This window comes from Azospirillum soli, assembly GCF_017876165.1.
Classification (GTDB): domain Bacteria; phylum Pseudomonadota; class Alphaproteobacteria; order Azospirillales; family Azospirillaceae; genus Azospirillum; species Azospirillum soli.
The window spans coordinates 1-22,675 of record NZ_JAGINQ010000008.1 but is presented as its reverse complement, the minus strand read 5'-3'; the positions used below and the strand labels follow the sequence as shown (position 1 = coordinate 22,675).

At 68.3% G+C, this 22,675-nt stretch carries 20 protein-coding genes and 1 rRNA gene; 6 read left to right on the top strand and 15 right to left on the bottom strand.

Going from position 1 to position 22,675, the window contains the following annotated elements:
* Positions 1–21: 21 nt before the first annotated feature.
* The 5 genes from J2852_RS14250 to J2852_RS14230 all read right to left on the bottom strand — a co-directional run bounded on the left by J2852_RS14250 (position 22) and on the right by J2852_RS14230 (position 5,378).
* Positions 22–798: an ABC transporter ATP-binding protein gene (locus J2852_RS14250; RefSeq protein ID WP_209876549.1), complete on the bottom strand. Its 777-nt coding sequence runs from the start codon at positions 796–798 to the stop codon at positions 22–24.
* Positions 795–1,643, bottom strand: a complete 849-nt coding sequence (locus J2852_RS14245; RefSeq protein ID WP_209876548.1) for an ABC transporter ATP-binding protein — start codon at positions 1,641–1,643, stop codon at positions 795–797. Before J2852_RS14245 ends, J2852_RS14250 begins: the two co-directional genes overlap by 4 nt.
* Entirely contained in the window at positions 1,640–2,536 is an 897-nt protein-coding gene (nikC, locus tag J2852_RS14240) for a nickel transporter permease (RefSeq protein WP_209876546.1), read from the bottom strand. Before nikC ends, J2852_RS14245 begins: the two co-directional genes overlap by 4 nt.
* A gap of 10 nt (positions 2,537–2,546) precedes the next feature.
* The gene (locus J2852_RS14235; RefSeq protein WP_425514382.1) at positions 2,547–3,584 is read right to left on the bottom strand and encodes an ABC transporter permease; all 1,038 of its coding nucleotides are present in this window, start codon (positions 3,582–3,584) and stop codon (positions 2,547–2,549) included.
* A 183-nt stretch (positions 3,585–3,767) separates the two neighbouring features.
* The gene (locus J2852_RS14230) at positions 3,768–5,378 is read right to left on the bottom strand and encodes an ABC transporter substrate-binding protein (protein ID WP_209876544.1); all 1,611 of its coding nucleotides are present in this window, start codon (positions 5,376–5,378) and stop codon (positions 3,768–3,770) included.
* A 158-nt stretch (positions 5,379–5,536) separates the two neighbouring features.
* Between J2852_RS14230 and J2852_RS14225 the strand changes: the two genes are divergently transcribed.
* Positions 5,537–5,704: a hypothetical protein gene (locus J2852_RS14225; protein WP_209876542.1), complete on the top strand. Its 168-nt coding sequence runs from the start codon at positions 5,537–5,539 to the stop codon at positions 5,702–5,704.
* 52 nt (positions 5,705–5,756) lie between these two features.
* A complete protein-coding gene (locus J2852_RS14220) occupies positions 5,757–5,978 on the top strand; it encodes a hypothetical protein (RefSeq protein WP_209876539.1) in 222 nt (73 codons plus the stop codon).
* 24 nt (positions 5,979–6,002) lie between these two features.
* Here the strand turns inward: J2852_RS14220 and J2852_RS14215 are convergent, their stop codons facing one another.
* From J2852_RS14215 to paaG, 8 genes are all read right to left on the bottom strand, one after another.
* Positions 6,003–8,093 (bottom strand): alpha-galactosidase, encoded by a 2,091-nt coding sequence (locus J2852_RS14215; protein WP_209876537.1) that lies wholly within the window; start codon positions 8,091–8,093, stop codon positions 6,003–6,005.
* A 130-nt stretch (positions 8,094–8,223) separates the two neighbouring features.
* Positions 8,224–8,418: a DUF2783 domain-containing protein gene (locus J2852_RS14210; RefSeq protein WP_209876535.1), complete on the bottom strand. Its 195-nt coding sequence runs from the start codon at positions 8,416–8,418 to the stop codon at positions 8,224–8,226.
* 24 nt (positions 8,419–8,442) lie between these two features.
* Entirely contained in the window at positions 8,443–10,101 is a 1,659-nt protein-coding gene (locus J2852_RS14205) for an FAD-dependent oxidoreductase (RefSeq protein WP_209876533.1), read from the bottom strand.
* Positions 10,102–10,243: 142 nt separating this feature from the next.
* Complete coding sequence (gene paaK, locus J2852_RS14200; RefSeq protein ID WP_209876531.1) at positions 10,244–11,554, bottom strand: phenylacetate--CoA ligase PaaK; 1,311 nt, start codon at positions 11,552–11,554, stop codon at positions 10,244–10,246.
* Between the two features lie 91 nt (positions 11,555–11,645).
* The gene (gene pcaF, locus J2852_RS14195) at positions 11,646–12,854 is read right to left on the bottom strand and encodes a 3-oxoadipyl-CoA thiolase (RefSeq protein WP_209876529.1); all 1,209 of its coding nucleotides are present in this window, start codon (positions 12,852–12,854) and stop codon (positions 11,646–11,648) included.
* 22 nt (positions 12,855–12,876) lie between these two features.
* Positions 12,877–13,314: a hydroxyphenylacetyl-CoA thioesterase PaaI gene (gene paaI, locus J2852_RS14190; protein WP_209876527.1), complete on the bottom strand. Its 438-nt coding sequence runs from the start codon at positions 13,312–13,314 to the stop codon at positions 12,877–12,879.
* On the bottom strand, positions 13,307–14,857 hold the full coding sequence (gene paaH, locus J2852_RS14185; protein WP_209876525.1) for a 3-hydroxyacyl-CoA dehydrogenase PaaH: 1,551 nt from the start codon (positions 14,855–14,857) through the stop codon (positions 13,307–13,309). Before paaH ends, paaI begins: the two co-directional genes overlap by 8 nt.
* Positions 14,857–15,648 carry a 2-(1,2-epoxy-1,2-dihydrophenyl)acetyl-CoA isomerase PaaG gene (gene paaG / locus J2852_RS14180; protein WP_209876523.1) on the bottom strand — a complete coding sequence of 264 codons (792 nt, stop codon included), beginning with the start codon at positions 15,646–15,648 and terminating at the stop codon, positions 14,857–14,859. Before paaG ends, paaH begins: the two co-directional genes overlap by 1 nt.
* Before the next feature lie 263 nt (positions 15,649–15,911).
* Here paaG and J2852_RS14175 point away from each other — a divergent pair, with 263 nt between their 5' ends.
* From J2852_RS14175 to J2852_RS32375, 3 genes are read left to right on the top strand one after another with little or no spacing between them, the layout of a single operon-like run.
* Positions 15,912–16,421 carry a flavodoxin domain-containing protein gene (locus tag J2852_RS14175; protein WP_209876521.1) on the top strand — a complete coding sequence of 170 codons (510 nt, stop codon included), beginning with the start codon at positions 15,912–15,914 and terminating at the stop codon, positions 16,419–16,421.
* A complete protein-coding gene (gene paaN / locus J2852_RS14170) occupies positions 16,418–18,094 on the top strand; it encodes a phenylacetic acid degradation protein PaaN (RefSeq protein ID WP_209876519.1) in 1,677 nt (558 codons plus the stop codon). Before J2852_RS14175 ends, paaN begins: the two co-directional genes overlap by 4 nt.
* A gap of 10 nt (positions 18,095–18,104) precedes the next feature.
* Complete coding sequence (locus tag J2852_RS32375; RefSeq protein ID WP_209876517.1) at positions 18,105–18,719, top strand: phenylacetic acid degradation protein PaaY; 615 nt, start codon at positions 18,105–18,107, stop codon at positions 18,717–18,719.
* 80 nt (positions 18,720–18,799) lie between these two features.
* Here the strand turns inward: J2852_RS32375 and J2852_RS14160 are convergent, their stop codons facing one another.
* Positions 18,800–20,605 (bottom strand): bifunctional diguanylate cyclase/phosphodiesterase, encoded by a 1,806-nt coding sequence (locus J2852_RS14160; RefSeq protein ID WP_343206742.1) that lies wholly within the window; start codon positions 20,603–20,605, stop codon positions 18,800–18,802.
* 231 nt (positions 20,606–20,836) lie between these two features.
* Between J2852_RS14160 and J2852_RS14155 the strand changes: the two genes are divergently transcribed.
* Positions 20,837–22,378, top strand: coding sequence for an ATP-binding protein (locus tag J2852_RS14155; RefSeq protein ID WP_209876515.1), 1,542 nt, complete (start codon positions 20,837–20,839; stop codon positions 22,376–22,378).
* A gap of 213 nt (positions 22,379–22,591) precedes the next feature.
* On the opposite strand, the gene rrf is transcribed toward J2852_RS14155, so the two are convergent.
* Positions 22,592–22,675, bottom strand: a 5S ribosomal RNA gene (gene rrf / locus J2852_RS14150); the annotation flags it as partial.

The following is a 22,675-nucleotide window of genomic DNA, read 5'->3' as shown; positions in this document are numbered from 1 at the left end:
GCGCCCCTCCACCCGTTTTCGTCAGGCAAAATCCCGGAAGCTGTCCGCCGCCGCGCGGTCGTAGCCGAGGCTGGCTCGCAGAAGCTGCCGCGTGTAGCCCTCCCGCGCCTCGCCCCGACGAAGGGCGGCCACGTCCATCTCCTCGACGACGCGGCCCCGGTTCATCACCGCCAGCCGGTCGCACATCGCCGCGACGACCGCCAGATTGTGGCTGACCAGCACGTAAGTCAACGCGTGCTCTGCCCGCAGCCGCTTCAGCAGGTTCAGGATCTCCGCCTGCACCGACACGTCCAGTGCCGAGGTCGGCTCGTCCAGCAGCAGCACGCGCGGTTCCAGCACCAGGGCGCGGGCGATGGCGACGCGCTGCCGCTGCCCGCCGGAAAGCTGGTGCGGGTAGCGGAAGCGGAACTGCGGCCCCAGGCCCACGTCGCGCAGGACCCGGTCGATCCGCGCGTCGGCATCGCCCAGCCGGTGGATGGCGATGGGCTCGGCCAGGATGCGGTCGATGGTGTGGCGCGGGTGCAGGGAGCCGTAGGGATCCTGGAAGACCATCTGGCAGGTCTTGAAGAAGGCCTTGTCCCGGCGCGGCGCCTGCGCCTTGCCGTCGATGGTGACCGAACCCGTCCAGTCGTGGTTCAGCCCGACCAGCGCGCGCAGCACGGTGGACTTGCCCGACCCGGACTCGCCGACCAGCCCAAAGCTCTCCCCCGGCTTCACGTCGAAAGACACGCCCTGCACGGCCGCCACTGCGTCGGCCCCATGCCCGAAGGTGACGCGGAGATCATCGACGGTGATCATGCGCCATCCTCCAGCCAGGCCGGATCCCGGTTCAGCACCGGCAGCTCCGCCCGCGTGTCGTCCAGGCGCGGCAGGCTGTCGAGCAGGCCGCGCGTGTAGGGATGCCGGGCGTTGTGCAGCTCCGACGCCCGGCAGGTCTCCACCACCCGCCCCGCGTACATGATCAGGATCCGGTCGCAGAAAGACGCCACGAGGTTCAGGTCGTGGCTGATGAAGATCATCCCCATGCCCCGGCTGCTGCACAGCTCGTCCATGATGGCGAGCACCTGCATCTGCACCGTCACGTCGAGCGCGGAGGTCGGCTCGTCCGCGATCAGCAGGTCCGGGTTCGGGATCAGCATCATGGCGATCATGATGCGCTGCCCCATGCCGCCCGACACTTCATGCGGGTAGAGGCCGTAGACCCGCTCCGGATCGCGGATGCGCACGGCCTCCAGCATCTCCAGCGCGCGGCGCTTGGCCTCCGCCTTGCCGGCGTCGGAATGCACCCGGTACGCCTCGGCGATCTGTCGCCCCACGGTCATCACGGGGTTCAGCGAGAATTTCGGGTCCTGCATGACCATGGAGATGCGCCGCCCGCGAATGTCGCGCAGCCGCTTTTCGCCCATCCCCAGCAGATCCTCGCCCTGGAAGCTCAGCCGGTCGGCCGTGACGATCCCCGGCGGCGGTACCAGCCGCAGCACAGCCCGCCCCGTCATCGACTTGCCGGAGCCGGACTCGCCGACGATGCCCAGCTTCTCCCGCCCCACGCTGAAGGACACGCCACGCACCGCCTGCGTCACGCCCGTCCGGGTCGGAAACGAGATGCGGAGGTTCTCGACCTCCAGCAAAGGCGTGTCGCTCATGATGCCTTCGGGTCCAGCACGTCGCGCAGGCCGTCGCCCAGCAGGTTGAAGCCCAGGCTGACCACGAAGATGGCGATGCCGGGCATGGTGGCGACCCACCACTGCTCCAGCACATATTGCCGCCCGGTGGCGATCATCGCGCCCCATTCCGGCGCCGGCGGCTGCGCGCCAAGGCCCAGGAAACCCAGACCCGCCGCCGTCAGAATGATTCCCGCCATGTCCAGCGTCACCCGCACGATCAGCGAGGATGTGCACAGCGGCACCACATGCCCCAGGATGATCCGGACCCGCGAGGCCCCTTGCAGCCGCACCGCACTGATGAAGTCGCTGTTGCGGATGGTGATCGTCTCCGCCCGCGCGATGCGTGCGTAGGGCGGCCAGGAGGTGATCGCGATGGCGATGATCGCGTTCTCGATCCCCGGCCCCAGCGCCGAAACGAAGGCCAGCGCCAAAATCAGCTTCGGGAAGGCCAGGAAGACGTCGGTCACGCGCATCAGCACCGTGTCCACCCATCCACCCAGATAGCCCGCCACCGTCCCGATCAGCAGCCCGGCCACGGGCGCCGTCACCGCGACCAGCGCCACGATCATCAGCGTCAGGCGCGAGCCGTAGAGGATGCGCGACAGGATGTCCCGCCCGAAGGCGTCGGTGCCCAACCAGTGGGCGGCGCTCGGCGGCATCAGCCGGTTCGCCAAATCCTGCGTATAGGGATCGTACGGCGCGATCACCGGCGCCAGCGCCGCCATCAGCACCAGCAGCAGCACAATCCCCAACCCCATCATCGCCAGCCGGTTGCGGGCGAAGGTGAGCCAGCCGATGTAAATCCGCCCCAGCCGCGCCTGCGTGCGCGAGTGCGGCGTCTCGGTCGTAAGCCAGGCGTGCGCCGTGGTCATCGCGCCACCATCATCGTGCTCTGGGATCCAGCAGGCGGTAAAGCAAATCAGAGAGCAGGTTCAGCCCGATGAACACCGCCCCCACCACCAGCGTGCCGCCCAGCACCGCGTTCATGTCGGCGCTCAGCAGCGAGTTGGTGATGTAAAGCCCTAGCCCCGGCCAGGCGAACACCGTCTCGGTCAGCACCGACCCTTCCAGCAGGGACGCGTAGGACAGCGCCACCACCGTGATCAGCGGCACCGCGATGTTGCCCAGCGCATGGCGCCAGATCACGCGGGTTTCGGACATGCCCTTCACGCGGGCGGTCGTGATGTATTCCTGCCGCAGCTGGTCCAGCATGAAACTGCGCGTCATGCGCGCGATGTAGGCGACGCTGTAGTATCCCAGGATGGAGGCCGGCAGCACCAGATGGGCCAGCGCGTTCCAGAACACGTCCGTCTCCCCAGCCAGCAGCGCATCCACCGTGATGATGCCGGTCACCGGCTCCACCAGCCCCTCATAGAAGACGTCCACCCGCCCCGGCCCCGGCGCCCAGTCCAGCCGCGCGTAGAACACCAGCAGAGCCATCAGCCCCAGCCAGAAGATCGGGATGGAATGGCCGATCAGCCCCAGCACGCGGATCACATGGTCCGGCCAGCGCCCCCGGTTCACCGCCGCGACCACTCCCGCCGGCACGCCCAGCGTCACGCCGATGATGATCGCCGCCGTCGCCAGTTCCAGCGTCGCCGGGAAGACGCGGGCGATGTCCTCCAGCACCGGGCGGGAGGTCAGCACCGACTCCCCGAAGTCACCGCGCAGCACATCGCCGACGTAGCGCAGGAACTGCTGCCACAGCGGCAGGTCCAGTCCCAGTTCCTGCCGGATGCGCTGGTAGGTGTCGGCCGACACGCGGTCGCCGACCATGGCGATCACCGGATCGATCGGCACCACCCGCCCGATCAGGAAGGTGACCAGCAGCAGCCCCAGAAAGGTCAGCGCCAGCGTCACCAGCAGGCTCGTTCCGCGCACCACATGGCGGCGGCCCGGAAAGCCCGGACGTTTCAGGATTCCAGCCAAGACACTCTCATGAAATCATCCTCCCCTGCGGGGAGCCTCGCCTTTTCCGTCATCCCCACGAAGGCGGGGATCCAGGGCAACTCGGGAGCGCATTGGAATGCCCTGGATTCCCGCTTTCGCGGGAATGACGGTGAAAAGAACCTTTCATTCCCGCCAGGGGGTAGAAGGGGACGTCTATTTCTTGCTGACCTTCCAATAGTAGTTGCTGTCGAAGCTCGGCCCCCAGACCAGCCCTTCGACGTTCGTCCGCTCCGCGATCACTTCGGTCTGCTGGAACATGATCACGAAGGGGGAGGTGTCCAGCACCTCGCGCTGAAGCTCCTGGTACATGGCGGCGCGCTTGGCGGCGTCGCGCTCCTGCACGGCGGCTTCGGTCTTCTTGGTCAGCTCCGGAATGTCCCAGGCGTTGCGCCAAGTCAGCGGCTTGGCCTTGGCGTCGTCGCGGTTGTCCGGATTGGCGGCGAAGGTGTCGGCGTTGGTGTGCGGGTCCTGGTAGTCCGCGCCCCACTGGTACAGCAGCATATCGTGGTTGCGGGCGCGGTACTTGGTGACGACCTGCTTGCCGTCGGCCGGCAGCAGGTTGATCTTCACGCCGGCCGCCGCCGCGCTGCCCTGGATCGCCTGCGCCATGTCCATGCTGGGCGAGGTGTTGCGCACGTCCATGGTGATGGTGAAGCCGTCCGGATAGCCGGCCGCCTTCAGCAGCTCCTTGGCCTTGGCCGGGTCGTATTTGTACGGGTTCTCCTCCAGCGCGCCCAGGAAGCCCTTCGGCAGGAAGGCCTGATGCACGGTGCCGAGGCCGTTCATGATGGTCTTCGCCATACCGTCGTAATCGACGAGGTACTTCATGGCCTTGCGCACTTCGGGCTTGGCCAGGATCTCGTTCTTCTGGTTCAGGCCGAAGTAGAACAGCGTGCCCTTGGGCGCCTGGACGATGCGGATCTTGTCGTTGCCGCGCAGCGGTTCGAACTGCTCGGGCTTCAGGTTGCGGGCCACGTCCACGTCGCCCTTTTCCAGCAGCAGGCGCTGGGTCGCCGGTTCGGCGATCTGGCGAATCAGCACGCGCTTCACCTTCGGTGCGCCGCCCCAGTAGTTCGCGTTGGCCTCCAGTGACAGAAGTTCGCTCGCCTTCCACTGCTTCAGCACGAAGGGACCGGACCCGGCGGAGTTGGTCTTCAGGAAGGCATTGCCGAAGTCGCCGTTGACCTCCTTGCTCTTGACCAGCTTGCTGTCCACCACGCCGGTCACGTCGGCGGTCATGCAGTACAGCACGAAGGTCGGCGCGTAGGCCTTGTCGGTCTCGAACACCAGCGTGCGCGGATCGGTGGCGCGCACCTTTTGGTCCACGTTCTCCGGGGTCAGGCCGAACTGGGTCAGGATGAAGGCCGGCCCCTTGTTCATCTTCACGGCGCGCTGGAAGGAGTAGGCCACGTCCTCGGCCGTCAGCGGGTTGCCGGAGTGGAACTTGATCCCGTCGCGGATCTTGAAGGTGAAGGTCTTGCCGTCGTCCGACACGGTCCAGCTTTCGGCGACCTGCCCGTCGATCTTGCTGACGTCCTTCACGTCGAAGCGAATCAGCCGGTCATAGACCTGCGCGCCGTACTCCGCGCCCGACAGCTCGAAAATCTCGCCGGGGTCGAGCGTCACGATGTCGTCGAACTGCCAAGCCATCACCAGCGTGTCCTTCGGCGTGTCCGCCAAGGCCGGGGTGGCGGCGCTGCCCAGGATTCCTGTGCCGAGCGCAACAATGGCCGCGCCGACGACGCGGCGAGCGAGCGTGTTCATGGTCTCCGGTCTCCCTGCCGATTTTCTTCGAAGTTCTCGGTCTGAGATTCGAATCATCCGGCGGCGCCGAACAATCTGTCAAGCGGCCGGCGGTCATAAGGGGGTATTGCCGGTGCCGCCGCGCCGTCCAGATCACTCCTACCAGGAGCGGAGGATCCATGAACCAGGACCGCAACCCCGAGAACGGACAGGCAAAGGTACCGAAGCCGCCCAACCGCGAAGACATCGAGAAGATCAGCGAAGCCCAAAAATACATCACCGACGACTGGACCGGCGACGGCCCCACCCCGCCCGACCAGAAGGACGCCGATAAGAAGGACGGTTGAGGCCCGGCCCGCTTCCGCGTAGCGTCCTTCCAGGACCATCCACGGGGACGCCATGATCGGAAACGACGGAAAGCCGGTGTCGAAGGAGGAGCTTCGCAAGCACCTCGCCGCCTACAACACCCAGTCGCGCGGCTCCAAGGAGTTCGCGGCGATTCCCCGCGCGCTGGTCACCATCTGCGACAATCTGAAGGCCGGCAAGACCACCTACGTGAAATGCCACGACGGCCAGCTTCAGCTGTCCCGCCGCAAGGACAACAGTGTCCAAGCAGCGTAGAAAGGGGCCGCCTAGGAATGGGGTTCACCCCACCCGTTCCAGGTGCAGCACCACAGCCGTGTCCAGCCGTCCCAGCCCGACCCGGACGCCGTAGAAGCCCAGCAGCCGCCCGCTGAGCGGCGGGCTTTCCCGCCCCCAGGGCAGGGCGCCGTCGGGCGCGGGCTCCGGAACGCGGACCACGTACGTCCCCTCCGGGTCCAGCCCGGCCAGCCGCACCGCGATGGGCGCCGGCCGGGTGACCAGCCGCGCCACGAGGTACAGCGCCTCGGCGCCGTCCGGCGCGACCACGCCATGCCCCGTCGCCTCCACCCCGTCCAAATCCAGCCGCACCGACCGGCCGCCGTGCAGCAGCGCCCGGTGCCGCTTGTGCAGGGCGATCCAGGCGGCTAGGTCCGCCAGTTCCTCCTGGCTCAGCGCGCGGATGTCCCATTCGACGCCCATGTGCCCGAACAGGGCGACCGCCGCGCGGAAACCCAGATCGTTCCGCCGGCTGGTCACCGTGCAGCGCTCGCGCCCCACATGCGCGCCCATGACCTCCGGCGGGAAGAACAGCGAAAAGCCGCGCTGGATGGACAGCCGGTCGTGCGCGTCGTTGCTGTCGCTGACCCAGACGCGCTCCGTCCGCTCCAGAATGCCCCAGTCGGCCCGCCCGCCGCCCGACGCGCAGGTCTCGATCTCCACGTCGGGGTGGGCGGCCCGCAGCCGGTCGATCAGGCCATACAGCGTCCGCGTGTGCCGCCCATAGGCCGGCTCGCCGCCGACACCCGCCGGGGCGACGTCGCGGTTCATGTCCCACTTCAGGTAGCCGATGTATCCGGGCCGCAGCAGCGCGTCGATCTTGTCGAACAGATAGTCCGCCACCTCCGCCCGCCCGAGGTCGAGCACAAACTGCCGCCACTGCCCCGGCGGCCACCGCTCCGGGTCGGTCGCCTGCGGCAATTCCATCACCCAATCCGGGTGCGCGCGGTAAAGCTCGCTGTTCGGATTGACGTTCTCCGGCTCGACCCACAGGCCGAACTCCATGCCCTTCGCCCGCACGGCCTCGGCGATGGGCGCCAGCCCGTCCGGATATTTCCCCTCGTCCGGCCACCAGTCGCCCAGCCCCGCGCGCTCGTTCACCCGCCCGTGGAACCAGCCGTCGTCGATGACGAAGCGCTCCACCCCGACCTTCGCGGCGCGGTCGATCAGGTCCAGCAGCGCGCCCTTCTCATGCGCGAAGTAGATTGCTTCCCAGATGTTCAGATGCACCGGCCGCGTGCGCAGGGGCTGGCGCGGCAGGATGCGTTGCCGCACATGGGCGTGCGTGCGCGCCATCAGCCCGTTCAGCCCACCCCCATCCACCGCCGCGTAGGCCGGCGGCGTCCGATAGCTCTCCCCCGGACCCAGCACGACCTCGCCCGGATGCAGCAGCTCGCCCAGCTGCACGATCCGCGTGCCGTCCGGGCGGGTCTCCACCAGCAGGCGGTGGTTGCCGCTCCAGCCCAGGTGGAAGCCGTACACCGCCCCGCGCTCCGCGCCAAAGCCGCGCTCGCCCAGCACCACGCCCGGAAAAGCATCGTGGGACGTGCGCCCGCGCCGGTTCTCGCGCAGCAGCACGCCGGCGCCCAGCGCCACCCGCCGCTCCTGAAACTCGCGGATGTAGGCGCCCTCGGAGACCAGCGCCTCGTCCAGGAAAGCCGGCAGCGCGAAGCACAGTGACGCGCACCAGTCCAGCCGGTAGGGTTCGGCGGCCCGGTTGGTTACCTCGGCGCAGGCGCGCAGCACGCCCGTCCCGGCGTCCAGGTCCAAGTCCACGACGACGGCGAGCGACCCGTCCTCGGCCTCGTGCGCGATCCGCGCCCGGCCGGCCGTCGCCTCCACCCCCATGGCGCGCAGCCGGGGCGCCCAGCCCCCGCCGTCATGCCGCCCCGACAGCGCCGGCTGCCCCCAGAAACCCCAACCCGAGGCCGGCAGCAGCGGCGGGAACATCGGCGCGTCAATACCTGATTCGGGAAGGGAGGCGCGCAAGCCTCCCTCGTCCACGCCCTCGGGCAGGGCCGGTCCCCAGTAGAGCAGACGCGCCGTGTCCTCGACGCCCAGCGCGAGGCTGACCCCGCCGCCCCGAAGATGGACCATCCGTTCCGTTGGCCGTGCCGACATCCTGCGCGTCCCCGTGCGTTTGCCCGTTGGCGGCTTTGTAGCACAGTCCCCTCCCCCGTGCGGAGCATGGGGGAGGGTCAGGGTGGGGGCCCGCCGGCCGGCGCTTTCACACCCCCTTGCGGGCGATGCGCAGCGCCTCCTTCAGCACCTCCATGTCGCCGATGTGGTTCGCCAGCAGCAGCACCAGCTTGGCATTGACCATGTTGCTCTGCTCGGCGCTCAGGTCGCGATGCGTGTCGATCAGCGCCTCGTAGAAATCGTCCGGATTCGCAAGCCGGTTCTCGGTCACGAGCGTGGCCATGACTATGTCCTCCCCACTATTTTCTTACAGACCGACAGCGCGGTTCAGCGCACCGGCCAGCTTGTCGGCATCGAAATTCCGCCAGCGCCCGGCCACATGCTGGTCGGGACGGATCAGGTACAGCGTGCCCGGCGTGGCGTCGTACCGCTCCTCGAAGCGGCCGTTCACGTCCACCAGTTCGTTCGGCAGAGCCTCGCGGCGCCGGCTGGTGACGGCGTGCCACGCGAACGGCACCGCCCCCTTCGCCAGCCCGTCAAGCCGCTCCGCCACCTCGGCCGGCACCGCGTCGCCTCCGGCGTAGTAGAGCGCCACGAAACCGCCGCCCAGCTTGTCCATCAGCCAGCCGGCCTGTCCCTGCGCCTCCACCGGAGCGTCGGTCGCGGGCGCGCCCGGCACCATCTTGCCCTCGAACCGGTCGCCGTCCGGCGTGTTCAGACGGCTGTCCACATAGGTCGTCGGCGTAGACAGGCGGCCGGAGTTCACCAGCGACCGCGCGAAGGGCTGCTCGCCCGCCAGATTCAGCACGGCGTCCCGGAAGGTCCGGCTGACCTCGCTCTTAGGCGTGATGAAATCCGTGGACCGCGTCGAGTTCAGCAGGTTCTCCTTCGCCGCCGCGACGCGCTCGTCAGAATAGGTGTCCAGCAGGCTGTCCGGCGCCACGCCGTCCATCACCAGCTTCAGCTTCCACACCAGATTGTCGGCGTCCGGCACGCCGGAGTTGGCGCCGCGCGCGCCGAAGGGCGAGACCTGATGCGCGCTGTCGCCCGCGAAGAAAACGCGGCCCTTGCGGAAATTCTCCAGGCGCCGGCACTGGAAGGTGTAGACCGACACCCACTCCAGCTCGAACTCTGTGTCCTCGCCCAGCATGGCCTTCAGGCGGGGGATGACCCGCTCGGGCTTCTTCTCCTCCTCCGGATCGGCGCCCCAGCCCAGTTGGAAGTCGATGCGCCAGACGTTGTCCGCCTGCATGTGCAGCAGGGTGGATTGCTTCTGGTGGAAGGGCGGGTCGAACCAGAACCAGCGTTCCGCCGGGAAGTCGGCCTTCATCACCACGTCGGCGATCAGGAAGCGGTCCTGGAACACCTCGCCCACGAACTCCAGGTCCAGCATCTTGCGGATCGAGGACTTGGCGCCGTCGCAGGCGATCACCCAATCGGCCTCCAGCGCGTAGACGCCGTCCGGGGTCTCGACCTGAAGCACCACATGGTCGTCCTGCTGCTTGACCGACAGCACGCGCGACTTCCAGCGCAGATCGACCCGCTCCGTCTTCTTCGCGTCGGTGATCAGGTATTCTTCCAGATAATATTGCTGGAGGTTGATAAAGGCCGGGATCTTATGGTCCGGTTCCGGCAGCAGGTCGAACTGGTAGACTTGGCTGTCGCCGTGGAAGACCTTGCCGATCTTCCAGATCACGCCCTTGTCGATCATCTTTTGGGCGGAACCCATCCGGTCCCACACCTCCAGCGCCCGCTTGGCGTAGCAGACCGCACGGCTGCCGATGCTGACCGTGTCGTCGTCGTCCAGCACGACCACCGGCACCCCCTTCTGGGCGAGGTCGATGGCGGCGGTCATGCCGACCGGCCCGGCCCCGACCACCACGACGGGGTGGCGCTTGACGGTCCCGGTGCGCTGTTCCTCCGACGGCGTGTAGGCGAATTTCGGGTAGCTGTAGGTCGAGTGCATGGTGCGTTTCCCCCGAAGTCTCTTTATTTGTTTCTGATGATACAGTTTCAAATGATACTTTTCAAACGGAAAGACCTGCATTGAGAAGGGCCATTGCCCCCTCCCTCCCCGGCGGAGCGGGAAAGGAGGGGGCACCTGGGTGCTACCCTTTCGGCCGCAGATCCCGCACGCGCTTCGCCTTGCCCTGCGAGCGCTCGATCGCGCCGGGATCAACCACCTCGACCGCTGTAGTGATGCCAATCAGTGACTTGATGCGGTGCTGCAAGTGCTTGCCGAACGCCTTGCGGTCGCCGCCGGCGTGGCTCGGCTCCGCCTCGACCCGAACCGCCAGATTGTCCATGTGCCCGTCGCGCGACACGACCAGCTCATAGTGGGGCGCGAACATCGGTTCCTTGCAGATCAGCTCCTCGATCTGCGTCGGGAAGACGTTGACGCCGCGGATGATGAGCATGTCGTCCGACCGGCCGGTGATCTTGTCGATGCGCCGCATGCTGCGCGACGTGGGCGGCAGCAGCCGCGTCAGGTCGCGCGTGCGGTAGCGGATCATCGGCAGGCCTTCCTTGGTCAGCGTCGTGAAGACCAGTTCGCCATACTCGCCGTCCGGCAGAACCTCGCCCGTCTCCGGGTTGATGATCTCCGGATAGAAATGATCCTCCCAGATGACCGGGCCGTCCTTGGTCTCCACGCACTCGCTGGCGACGCCCGGCCCCATGATCTCCGACAGGCCGTAAATATCGACCGCGTCGATGCCGAACTTCTGCTCGATCTCCGCCCGCATGGCGTTGGTCCAGGGCTCGGCGCCGAAGATGCCGACGCGCAACGCCGTCTGCCACGTCTTCATGCCCTGGCGTTCCATCTCCTCCGCGATGTTCAGCATGTAGGAGGGGGTGACCATGATGATGTTGGGCTCGAAGTCGCGGATCAGCTGCACCTGCCGCTCCGTCTGTCCGCCGCCCATGGGAATGACGGTGCAGCCCAGCCGCTCCGCCCCGTAATGGGCGCCGAGACCGCCGGTGAACAGCCCGTAGCCGTAGGACACATGCACCCGGTCGCCGCGCCGCCCGCCGGCCGCCCGGATGGAGCGGGCGACCAGATCGGCCCAGTTGTGGATGTCGGCGTCGGTGTAGCCGACCACCGTCGGCTTGCCGGTCGTGCCGCTGGAGGCGTGCAGGCGCACCAGCTCCGTCATCGGCACGGCGAACAGGCCGAACGGGTAGGTCTGGCGCAGGTCCTCCTTCACCGTGAAGGGAAACAGCGCCAGGTCCTTCAGCTCCTTGAAGTCGGCCGGGGTGACGCCCTTCTTCTGGCACTTGGCCCGGAAATGCGCGACGTTGGCGTAGGTGTGCTGCAGCGACCATTTCAGCCGCGAGATCTGCATGGCCGTGATCTCGTCCCGGCTGGCCGTCTCGTAATGGTCAAGTTCGTGCTGCAGCGGCGTGTTCAGCATCAACATGGCGTTTCTCTCCCGAAGCTGCGTTCCGGACCGGTTTTTGTTTTGTTGGTCCCGCAAATTGATATGCCCGCAAATTGATATGGGTGTGCGGTCAGTCGCGCTCCAGCATCAACGCGATGCCCTGCCCCACCCCGATGCACATGGTACAGAGCGCGCGGCGCGCCTTGCGAGCCTCCAATTCGACCAGGGCCGTTCCGGCCAGCCGGGCGCCCGACGCCCCCAGCGGGTGGCCGAGCGCGATGGCCCCGCCGTTGGGATTCACATGCTCCGCGTCGTCCGGCAGGCCGAGCATCCGCAGCACCGCCAGCGCCTGCGCCGCGAAGGCCTCGTTCAGCTCGACGACATCGACGTCGCCGATGGGCAGCCCCAGCCGTTCCAGAAGCTTCCGCGTCGCCGGGGCCGGTCCGATGCCCATGACGCGCGGCGGCACGCCCGCCGTGGCGAGCCCGGTGACCCGCGCGCGCGGTGTCAGCCCGTATTTCCGAACCGCCGCCTCCGACGCCACCAGCAGCGCCCCCGCCCCGTCATTGACGCCCGAGGCGTTGCCTGCGGTCACCGACCCGCCTTCCTTCTTGAACGGCGTCCCCAGCTTCGCCAGAGCCTCCAGCGTCGTGTCGGGGCGCAGGTGTTCATCCTTGTCGATGACCTTCGGATCGCCCTTCCTCTGCGGGATCAGCACCGGCACGATCTCTTGCGCCAGCCGCCCGGATTCCTGCGCCCGCGCCGCCCGCTGCTGGCTGCGCAACGCGAAGGCGTCCTGATCCGCCCGGTTGACGTCGTAATCGGCCGCGACGTTCTCCGCCGTCTCCGGCATCGAATCGATCCCGTAGGCCGCCTTCATCTTCGGGTTCACGAAGCGCCAGCCGATGGTCGTGTCGAACGTCTGCGCCTCGCGGGAAAAGGCGCTGTCGGCCTTGCCCATCACGAAGGGCGCGCGGGTCATGCTTTCCACCCCGCCCGCGATGATCAGGTCCGCCTCGCCGGCCTTGACGGCGCGCGCCGCCATGCCCAGCGCGTCCAGCCCCGACCCGCACAGCCGGTTCACGGTCGTCCCCGGCACCTCCACCGGCAGCCCCGCCAGCAGCGCGGCCATGCGCGCGACGTTGCGGTTGTCCTCGCCGGCCTGATTGGCGCAGCCGAGGATCACGTCGTCCACGGCGGCCCAATCCACGCCTGCGTTGCGCTCCATCAAGGCCTTGATCGGCACGGCGGCCAGATCGTCCGCCCGCACCGGCGCGAGCCCCCCGCCATAGCGCCCGAACGGCGTGCGAACCGCGTCGCAGAGGTAGGCTTCGGTCATCTCACTCCCCCCGATCTTCTTATTAGAGGCTCACAACCTCGCCCTGGATGCGCATGGACTGGCCACGGAAGATGCCGATGACGGCGCCCTCCTGGTTGGTCACAGTTGTGTCATAGACGCCGGCCCGGCCGCGCTTGTGCACCTCGCGGCATTCCGCCGTCAGCACGTCGCCCAGCTTCGCCGGGGCCGGGAACACGATGTTGCAGGCGGCGGCCACCGTGACTTCGTTGCCGGCGTTGCAGGCGTAAGCGAAGGCCGTGTCGGCCAGCGTGAAGGTCATGCCGCCGTGACAGATGTCGTGGCCGTTCACCATGTCCTTGCGCACGGTCATGGTCATGCGGGCATAGCCCGGCGCGATCTCCACCAGCTCGATCCCATGGGCGATGGCGCAATGGTCGCGCTCGTACATGCCCCGCCCGACCGCCTCGGCGATGGCCTGCGCCCTGTTCGTCTCAGTCATGAAAGAAGGTTCCTCCCCAAACTTTGCGGCGCAGCAGCGCCGAGGCGCGGTAGCGGTCCTCGCCATAGGTGCGGTTGAGCGCGTCCAGCACGTCGACCACGAGGTCGAGCCCGATGGTCTCCGCCCAGGCCAGCGGCCCCAGCGGATAGTTCACCCCCTTGGTCATCGCGGTATCGACGTCGGCCGCGCTGGCGACACCCTGAAGCACCGCGTCCGCCGCCTCGTTCGCCAGCATGGCGACGGTGCGCATGACCAGCAGCCCCGGCAGGTCGTCCAGCACGGACACGCGCTTGCCCAGCGCCTGGAACAGCCCCGCCGCCTTCGCGATGGATCCGCGCGCCGCCCCGTCCGCCGCCGCGATGGCGATGCGGGTCGCCCCCGCATAGTCCCGCGCCAGATCGAACAGGACCACGTCCCCCCGCCCGATTTCCGCCGCGTGCTGGGTGGCGCTGCGCCCGTCGGTCAGGGTCAGGGTCACCCCGTCCACCACCAGCCGCCCGATGCGGTTGCGCCCGAACGGACGGGTCGGCAGCGGCCCCGGCAGCTTCTCCACCGTGATGCCCGCCTCGCGGATCACCTCCACCAGCCCATGCGCCGGCCCGAGATGCCCTTCCACCGACACCACCGAGGGCCGGGGGGCGTCCGGCGCATCCTTGGCCAGCGCCTTCTCCACCCCCGCCCCGTAGTCGTAGAAGCCGCGCCCGGTCTTTCGCCCCAGCCGTCCCGCCTCCACCAACTCCTGCTGAATCAGCGAGGGCTGGAAGCGCGGATCGCCGAAATAGGCCGCGTGCACCGACCGCGTGACCGCGAAGTTCACGTCGTGGCCGATCAGGTCCATCAACTCGAACGGCCCCATGCGGAAACCGCCGCATTCGCGCATCACGGCATCGAGCGTCGCCGGGTCCCCCGCCTGCTCCTGCAAGGCCCGCAAGCCCTCGGCGTAGAAGGGCCGCGCCACCCGGTTGACAATGAAGCCCGGCGTGGAGCGCGCGTGCACCGGGCTTTTCCCCCAGGTCTTCGCCGTGGCGAACAGCGTCTCCGCCACCGCCCGGTCCGTCGCCAGCCCGCTGATGATCTCCACCAGGGCCATCAGCGGCGCGGGATTGAAGAAGTGCAGCCCCGCGAACCGCTCCGGCCGCTTCAGCGGCGCCGCAATCGCCGTCACCGGCAAGGAGGAGGTGTTGGTGGCGAGGATCGCGTCCTCTCCCACGATCCCTTCCAGGTCCCGGAACAGCCCGCGCTTGACCTCCAGGTCTTCAACGATGGCCTCGACGACCAGCGCCGACGGGGCCAGCGCCGCCAGCCCGCCCACCGGCTCCAGCCGCCCGAGCAGGGCAACCCGGTCCTCCTCGCGCATCTTGTCCTTGGCGACCAGCTTGGCGAGCGCGTCGGCGATGCCGTCCACCGCCTTGGCCGCCGCCCCCTCCCGCGCGTCGAACAGCAGCACCGTATGCCCGGCGCTGGCCGCCACCTGCGCGATGCCGGCACCCATGGCGCCGCAGCCGACCACGGCCACGGTCGCCGAACGATCCAAACCGGCCATCACTTGCCCTCGAATCGGGGCGCCCGCTTCTCCAGGAAGGCGGCGACGCCCTCGCGGTAATCGGCCGTGCGGCCAGCGGCGCGCTGAAGATCGCGCTCCAGGTCCAGCTGCTCGTCCAACGTGTTGGTGGTGGAGGCGTAGATGGCTTTCTTGATGAGGGCCAGGCCCTTGGTCGGCTGGGTCGCCAGCTGCCGGGCCAGCGCCGACGCGGTCGGCATCAGCTCCGCGTCATCGACCGCCTTGTAGATCATGCCGAGCCGCTCGGCCTCCTCGGCCGTCACCTTCTCGCCCAGCATGGCCAGAGCCATCGCCCGCTGCGTACCGATCAGCTTCGGCAGGAACCACGTCCCGCCCGAATCGGGCACCAGCCCCAGCTTGCAGAAGGCCTGGATGAAGCTCGCCGAACGCCCCGCCAGCACGAGGTCGCAGGCGAAGGCGATGTTCGCCCCGGCCCCCGCCGCCACGCCGTTGACCGCCGCGATCACCGGCATGTCCAGCGCGCGCAGCGTGCGGACCAGCGGGTTGTAGTTCGTCTCGATGGACTGGCCGAGATCCGGCATCTCCTGCCCCGGCGCCACCGCCCGGTCGGACAGATCCTGCCCCGCGCAGAAGCCGCGCCCCGCGCCGGTCAGCAGCAGACAGCGCACGGATTCGTCTTCCTTCACGCGGAACAGCGCGTCGCGCACCTCCGCGTGCATGTCGCTGGTGAAGCTGTTGAGCTTGTCCGGCCGGTTCAGCGTCAGCGTCGCCACGCCGTCCGCCACCTCGAACAGGATGCTGGCGTAGCTCATCGGCGGACTCCCGCCGTGAAGAGGTGCGTTTCCATTCCCTAGTCGTCCCTTTGTTGGGGCCGTTCTTGCCGTATCGATATGATACAGTTTGATGCGCGTTATGCGCTTGCATGTAATATGTCATCGGCGGCGCGCGGTGGGCAAGCGGGAAAAAGCTTTCCCTCCACCCCCACCCGTTGGGGCAGGGCCAAAGGGATACAGAACCACGGACATACTCCAAAAATCGGTATCACTATTCGTCGGCCCTGGTGTAAGGTCCGGCCATGGCTGAGATCCTGATCGTCGTCGGCTCGGAATCCGGAAACGCCCGTCTCGTCGCCGAATGCGTGCGCGACGCGTTGGCGCGCGCCGGCCACGGCGCCACGCTCTCCACCGACCAGGACTGCGCCGACCTGCGGTTGTCGGAGCGCGACCTGCTGCTGGTCTGCACTTCGACCCACGGCTATGGCGACTGGCCGGACAACATCGCCCCCTTTGCCCGCAGCCTGGACGCGACCCGGCCCGACCTCAGCCACCTGCGCTACGGCGTCATCGCGCTGGGCGACCGCACCTATCACGACACCTTCTGCCTCGCCGGCCGCCGCCTGGACGAGGCGTTGCGCCGCCTGGGCGCCACACGCCTGGGTGAGCGCCTGGAGATCGACGCCTGCGAACAGCCGCTGCCCGACGAGGACGCGCTGGCTTGGCTCAAAAACTGGACCGCCTTTCTGAACGCGGCCCACCACAACGAAAACAACCAATACGAAGAAACCCGGAGGAGACGCCTGTCATGACCACCCCGCAAGAGCTGTTCGAGCGCCACCGCGCCACCCTGGATCAGGCCGTTGCCGCCTCGCGCCAGCGCGGCTACTGGTCGCCCTTCGCCGAGATGCCGAGCCCCCGCGCCTATGGCGAAACCGCCGCCGCGGACGGCGAGACCGCCTTCAAGGCCCGCCTGAACAAGCTGTTCCCGCTGGACCAGCCCGCCGGCAGCGGCTTCGTGGGCGCCGAACGCTCGCCCTTCGGATTCGACCTTGGCGTGACCTACCCGAAGCCCGACCTGGACGCCCTGCTCTCCGCCGCGAAGGCCGCCATGCCCGGCTGGCGCAAGGCCGGCCCGGATGGCCGCGCCGGGGTCTGCGTGGAAATCCTGACGCGCCTGAACAAGCGCAGCTTCGAGATCGCCAACGCGGTCCAGCACACCACCGGCCAGGCCTTCATGATGGCCTTCCAGGCCGGCGGCCCGCACGCTCAGGACCGGGGCCTTGAAGCCGTCACCTACGGCTGGAAGGCAATGACCGATCAGGTCCCCTCCGCCCGCTGGGAAAAGCCGCAGGGCAAGAACCCGCCGCTGGTCATGGACAAGGTCTTCGAGGTCGTGCCGCGCGGCGTCGCGGTGATGATCGGCTGCGCCACCTTCCCGACCTGGAACGGCTATCCGGGCCTGTTCGCCAGCCTCGTCACCGGCAACCCCGTGATCGTGAAGCCGCACCCGGCGGGCATCCTCCCGCTCGCCATCACCGTGGAGGTCTGCCGCGAAGTCCTCAAGGAAGCCGGCCTCGACCCCAACCTCGTCACCCTCGCCGCCGACAGCGCCGACGCGCCGATCACCAAGGAACTCGCCACCCGGCCGGAGGTCGCGCTGATCGACTTCACCGGCTCCAGCGAGTTCGGCAATTGGCTGGAACAGAACGCCCGCCAAGCCCAGGTCTTCACCGAGAAGGCCGGCGTGAACACGGTCGTCATCGACTCGACCGACGACCCGAAGGGCATGGCGCGCAACCTCGCCTTCTCGCTGTCGCTCTATTCCGGCCAGATGTGCACGACCCCGCAGGCGATCTTCGTGCCGAAGGACGGCATCAAGGCCGGCGGCGAGCAGCTCAGCTTCGATCAGGTCGTCCAGGCCATCGCCGGCGCCACCGACAAGTTCCTGTCCGATGCCGAGCGCGCTGTCGAGGTGCTGGGCGCCATCCAGTCCGACGCCACCCTGAAGCGCCTTGAGGACGCCCACAGCCTCGGCACCGTGGCGCTGGCCTCCCGCAAGGTGGACCACCCCAAGTTCGCCGACGCCCGCGTCCACACCCCCGTCATCCTCGTCCTCGACGCCCAGGACGAGGCGAAGTACGGGCACGAGTGGTTCGGCCCCATCTCCATGATCGTGAAGGTGGACAACACCGAAGACGCACTGACCCGCGCCACCGCCCTCGCCCGCGGCAAGGGTGCCCTGACGGCCGCCCTCTACAGCACCGACCAGACCACCATCGCCAAGGCCCAGGACGCCTTCACCGAAGCCGGTGTCGCCCTGTCCGTCAACCTGACCGGCGGCGTTTTCGTCAACCAGTCGGCGGCCTTCAGCGACTTCCACGGCACCGGCGCCAACCCGGCCTGCAACGCGGCGCTCTGCGACCTCGCCTTCGTGGCGAGCCGCTTCCGCGTCGTCCAGACCCGCGTTCCGGTCGCCGCCTGAAGGAGGGAACATGACGGGCCTGCGTCCGAAGGTCTACGCCATCGACGGCGTGGTGCCGGTGGTCCACCCGACCGCCTTCGTGCATCCCTCCGCCGTTCTGATCGGCGACGTGATCGTGGGGGCCGGCTGCTACGTCGGCCCCTGCGCGTCCCTGCGTGGCGACTTCGGCCGCATCATCCTGGAGGAGGGCAGCAACGTGCAGGACAACTGCACGCTCCACGCCTTCCCCGGCCATGACGCGGTGGTCGAGGTGGACGGGCACGTCGGCCACGGCGCGGTCCTGCACGGCTGCGTCGTGAAGCGCGGTGCGCTGGTCGGCATGAACGTGGTGGTCATGGACGGCGCGGTGATCGGCGAGGAGGCCATCGTCGCCGCCATGGCCTTCGTGAAGGCCGGCTTCGCGGTGCCCCCGCGCACTCTCGTCGCCGGTCTCCCCGCCAAGGTGATCCGCGAGCTGCGCGAGGACGAGATCGCCTGGAAGGCCGAAGGCACGGCCGAGTACCAGCGCCTGACCGCCCGCTCCCTCGCCACCATGGTGGAATGCGATCCCCTGACCGAGGAAGAACCCAACCGCCCGCGCGTCGAGGGCGGGGACAGCCAGCCGCTGTACAAGGTGAAGTCATAGGCTCCGATTGCCCCCCATGCTGCGCATGGGTCCCCTCCCTCCCCTGCGAAGCGGGGGAGGGTTAGGGAGGGGGCAATACTCTACGGCAGCCGCACCACGCTCAGCTTGTCCGCGCGCCCCTTTGCTTCCGCCTTGTGGTTCGCAATCACCGCGTTGATGGCGTCCGGGGTCAGCCGATGCGGCCCCGGCGCAATCACCACGGCCACCCCGCTCGCCGACAGAAGCGGGAACTCCCGCAGGCTGCCGTAGCGGTCCTTCGCCAGGAACTGCCCGGCCTCGCGCGTCTCCGGGTCGTACAGGCTCTCGGCATCCGACCGGAACAGCGCAACCAACTCCGCCAGCCGCTTCAGCGTCTCGTCTTCCCCGGCCCCGCTGACCGCCAGGAAGAAGTCGTCGCCGCCGATGTGCCCCGCGAACGCATCCGCACCGCTCGCCCCTCCGGATGTCCCTCCAGACGCCCAAGCCTTCAGCCGCTCGCTGAACATTAAGATCGCCCGATCGCCCTGCCGGAAACCGAAGTTGTCGTTGAACGGCTTGAAGTTGTCGAAGTCCAGATAGGCCAGCATGTGCCGCCGCCCCTGGTCCTCCAGCGCGCGTTCGATGTGGCGGACGATGGCGGCGTTGCCGGGCAGCCGGGTCAGCGGGTTCTGGTCCGCCGCCATGGCGAGGTTGCGCTCGTGCACCAGCCGGATCAGCGCGCCGCTGGACAGGAAGCCGACATACTCCCCGCCCTCGATGATGATGATCCCGTCGCTGGACTCTTCGGCCGAAAAGGCCTCGATCACCTGATCCAGCGGCGTGGAGATGTCGCAGACCGGGCTTTTGACGACCAGCTCCATCAGCGTGTCGCCAAGCCCCCGATTCCTCAGCAACTCTCCCCCGAAGCGCGAATAGACGAAGCGCTTCAGATCGCGCTCCCGGATCAGCCCCAGCGGGCGGCGCTGGTGGTCCACGACGGGCGCGATGGTCGAGGCGTTGTCACCCCGGAAATACTCCAGCAAGTCCGTCTTCGGCGACTCCACCGGCAGCGGAGCGAGCCGCTCGATCACCTCCGACAGGCGGCGGTGCGCCTCGCTCGGCTTGCGGCGGTCCTTGCGGTTCAGAGCCTCCACGCGCGGAAAGCTCTCCGGCACCAGCCGGAAACCCAGGCTCGGCCGGCAGATCAGATAGCCCTGCGCGAAGTCGCAGCCCAAATCGCGGCAGGTGTGGAATTCCGTCTCGGTCTCCACCCCTTCCACGATGATGAGGATGCCGAGCGCGTGGGCGTAGCTGACCAGCGAATTGGCGATGGCCCGCTTGCGCATGTCCTGGTCGATGCCGGACACAAAATAGCGGTCGATCTTCACATAGTCCGGCTTCGATTCATGCAGCAGCCGCAGCCCCGCGAAGCCGACCCCGAAATCGTCCAGGGCGACGCCCACCCCCGCCTGCCGATACGCCTCGATGGCCTGCTCGACGCTGTTGTCCGGCTGCAACTCCCGCCGTTCGGAGATTTCCAGATTGACGCTCAGCCGCCGATCTCCCGCCGCCCGCCCATCCAGCCAGGGCGACCCCGGCATCCCGACCAACCGTGCGTCGATATTCAGGAACAGCTTGGCCCCCTGCCAACCCTCCAGCGCGCGGTAGGCCTCCACCGCCTTGGCGTGCAGGGCGCATTCCACCTCGGCCAGCACGCCCTGCACGCAAGCCGCATCCAGCAGGTCGTTCGCCCCGGCGAAGGGCGTGCGCTCGAACCCGCGCAGCAGCGCCTCCACCCCATGGCAGCGGCCGGTGCGCATCTGCACGATGGGCTGGAACGCGTAATCCAGAACCGACAGCGTCGCGCGCCAATCGGCGGGCAGGGCGGCCTCCGGCGCGCACCCCGGCGGGACAGCGCGACGCTCCACCTCCGTTATCTGCCCCTCCGTCATCTGTGGCGAGAGCCAATTCATGGGACGCGGACCGACTGTTGCGGCACCCCGTTCGGGCGCAACCCTGTGTGTAGCAGATCATTTTTTCCGTTTCGTGACTCCCCTCCGCTTTTCAGCGGATCTCCAGAGGGACCCAAACCGGTTCTCGTCCCCGGCCGCCCTTTTGCGTTATACGGGTGGGCTTCAGCGGAACGAGGACAGCAGAGCATGAAGGTCGGCATCGACATGGGACGGACGACGGCGGGCACTCCGGCGACGCTCGACCTTGAGGAGCTGCTGGCGACCCGCCTGCTGGTGCAGGGCAATTCCGGTTCCGGCAAGTCGCACCTGCTGCGCCGCCTGATCGAGCAGAGCGCCCAGTGGGTCCAGCAGGCGATCATCGACCCGGAAGGCGACTTCGTCACGCTGGCGGAGCGCTTCGGCCACATCGTCGTGGACGCCTCCGAACACACAGAGGCCGCCCTGCAGAGCGTCGCCGCCCGTGTGCGCCAGCACCGCGTCTCCGTGGTCCTGAACCTGGAAGGGCTGGACTCGGAAATGCAAATGCGCCACGCCGCCGCCTTCCTCGGCGGGCTGTTCGACGCCGACCGCGATTTCTGGTACCCGATGCTGGTGGTGGTGGACGAGGCGCAGCTGTTCGCCCCCTCGGCCGCCGGCGAGGTGTCGGACGAGGCACGCAAGGTCTCCCTCGGCGCTATGACCAACCTGATGTGCCGAGGCCGCAAGCGCGGCCTCGCCGGGGTAATCGCGACTCAGCGCCTCGCTAAGCTCGCCAAGAACGTGGCGGCGGAGGCGTCCAACTTCCTGATGGGCCGCACCTTCCTCGACATCGACATGGCCCGCGCCGCCGACCTTCTGGGCATGGAGCGCCGGCAGGCCGAGATGTTCCGCGACCTGGAGCGCGGCCACTTCATCGCCCTCGGCCCCGCGCTCTCCCGCCGTCCGCTCCCCCTGCGCATTGGCGCCGTGGAGACCCAGGGGCGCACCGGCAGCCCGTCCCTGATGCCGCTGCCCGCCACGCCGGTCGAGGACGCGCGCGAGCTGATCTTCAAGCATGGCGAGCCGGAGCCTCCGCGCTACCCGGTGCGCCGCCCTTCGGCCTCGGCCAGCGCCGACCTGCTGGCGCAACTCTCGCGCCCACGCCCGGTCATCACCCCCGCCACCACCGACGACCCCGTCTCCGAGGATCCCGCCGAGGAGCCGGAAACTCCGGAACAGGCCGCCGAGCGCCACGCCGCCTACGACGAGGTTCTGCGCGAGGTGCTGGCCGACCCGGAGGCGCCCTACCGCTCCATCGCCGTCCTCTATCAGGATTTCCTGGTCCGCTGCCGCAACCGCGAGATCCGTGGCGAACTCCTCGAACTGCCGGCCTTCCGCCGCAAGCTGGCCGCCGCCCGCGCCGGTGCCGGCCAGACGGAGGAGGAAAACCCCGCCTGGACCAAGGCGACGGAAGTTGCGGCCACCCTGCCCGAGGACATTCAGGTCGTCTTCCTGATGCTGGCGCGCGCCGCGCTCGACCATCTGCCCTGCCCGTCCGACGCCGATGTGGCGCGGGCCTGCGGCAGCCGTTCGCGCGGCCGGGCGCGGCGCCTGCTGACCTACATGGAGCAGCGCGGCTTCATCGCCACGCGCAGCGGCCTCGGCAACACGCGCGCCATCTCTCTGCCGGCGCTCGGCTGGGAAACCGCGCTCGGCGATCCCAACGCCGACGAAAGCCCGGAGGGCGACAACCTCTTCGCCGTGGCGTGAGCGAAGAGGTCATCCTCGCCGTGACACCGCGTTGAGGATGCGTCCGGACAAACGCCTTCGCGCGCCGGACCCGATGCCCCGGCGCGTTCCTATGAAAACGTTCGAAAGATTTTGTTTGTGTTGCGCCCGCGCGAAGGGGCCTTGGAGCCGGGCTCTGCTGGCCGGGCTTTATACGCTCTGCTCGTTGGGTTTGGCTTGGTGTGCGTCGTGGCGACCTGGCGGCGACCTACTCTCCCACGTCTTAAGACGCAGTACCATCGGCGCTGAGGCGTTTCACGGCCGAGTTCGGAATGGGAT

What these genes read in the sequence shown, in the direction of transcription:
- J2852_RS14250 (WP_209876549.1), bottom strand. Translation starts at nt 798, where the DNA reads ATGATCACCGTCGATGATCTCCGCGTCACCTTCGGGCATGGGGCCGAC.
- J2852_RS14245 (WP_209876548.1), bottom strand. Translation starts at nt 1,643, where the DNA reads ATGAGCGACACGCCTTTGCTGGAGGTCGAGAACCTCCGCATCTCGTTT.
- nikC (WP_209876546.1), bottom strand. Translation starts at nt 2,536, where the DNA reads ATGACCACGGCGCACGCCTGGCTTACGACCGAGACGCCGCACTCGCGC.
- J2852_RS14230 (WP_209876544.1), bottom strand. Translation starts at nt 5,378, where the DNA reads ATGAACACGCTCGCTCGCCGCGTCGTCGGCGCGGCCATTGTTGCGCTC.
- J2852_RS14225 (WP_209876542.1), top strand. Translation starts at nt 5,537, where the DNA reads ATGAACCAGGACCGCAACCCCGAGAACGGACAGGCAAAGGTACCGAAG.
- J2852_RS14220 (WP_209876539.1), top strand. Translation starts at nt 5,757, where the DNA reads ATGATCGGAAACGACGGAAAGCCGGTGTCGAAGGAGGAGCTTCGCAAG.
- J2852_RS14215 (WP_209876537.1), bottom strand. Translation starts at nt 8,093, where the DNA reads ATGGTCCATCTTCGGGGCGGCGGGGTCAGCCTCGCGCTGGGCGTCGAG.
- J2852_RS14210 (WP_209876535.1), bottom strand. Translation starts at nt 8,418, where the DNA reads ATGGCCACGCTCGTGACCGAGAACCGGCTTGCGAATCCGGACGATTTC.
- J2852_RS14205 (WP_209876533.1), bottom strand. Translation starts at nt 10,101, where the DNA reads ATGCACTCGACCTACAGCTACCCGAAATTCGCCTACACGCCGTCGGAG.
- paaK (WP_209876531.1), bottom strand. Translation starts at nt 11,554, where the DNA reads ATGTTGATGCTGAACACGCCGCTGCAGCACGAACTTGACCATTACGAG.
- pcaF (WP_209876529.1), bottom strand. Translation starts at nt 12,854, where the DNA reads ATGACCGAAGCCTACCTCTGCGACGCGGTTCGCACGCCGTTCGGGCGC.
- paaI (WP_209876527.1), bottom strand. Translation starts at nt 13,314, where the DNA reads ATGACTGAGACGAACAGGGCGCAGGCCATCGCCGAGGCGGTCGGGCGG.
- paaH (WP_209876525.1), bottom strand. Translation starts at nt 14,857, where the DNA reads ATGGCCGGTTTGGATCGTTCGGCGACCGTGGCCGTGGTCGGCTGCGGC.
- paaG (WP_209876523.1), bottom strand. Translation starts at nt 15,648, where the DNA reads ATGAGCTACGCCAGCATCCTGTTCGAGGTGGCGGACGGCGTGGCGACG.
- J2852_RS14175 (WP_209876521.1), top strand. Translation starts at nt 15,912, where the DNA reads ATGGCTGAGATCCTGATCGTCGTCGGCTCGGAATCCGGAAACGCCCGT.
- paaN (WP_209876519.1), top strand. Translation starts at nt 16,418, where the DNA reads ATGACCACCCCGCAAGAGCTGTTCGAGCGCCACCGCGCCACCCTGGAT.
- J2852_RS32375 (WP_209876517.1), top strand. Translation starts at nt 18,105, where the DNA reads ATGACGGGCCTGCGTCCGAAGGTCTACGCCATCGACGGCGTGGTGCCG.
- J2852_RS14155 (WP_209876515.1), top strand. Translation starts at nt 20,837, where the DNA reads ATGAAGGTCGGCATCGACATGGGACGGACGACGGCGGGCACTCCGGCG.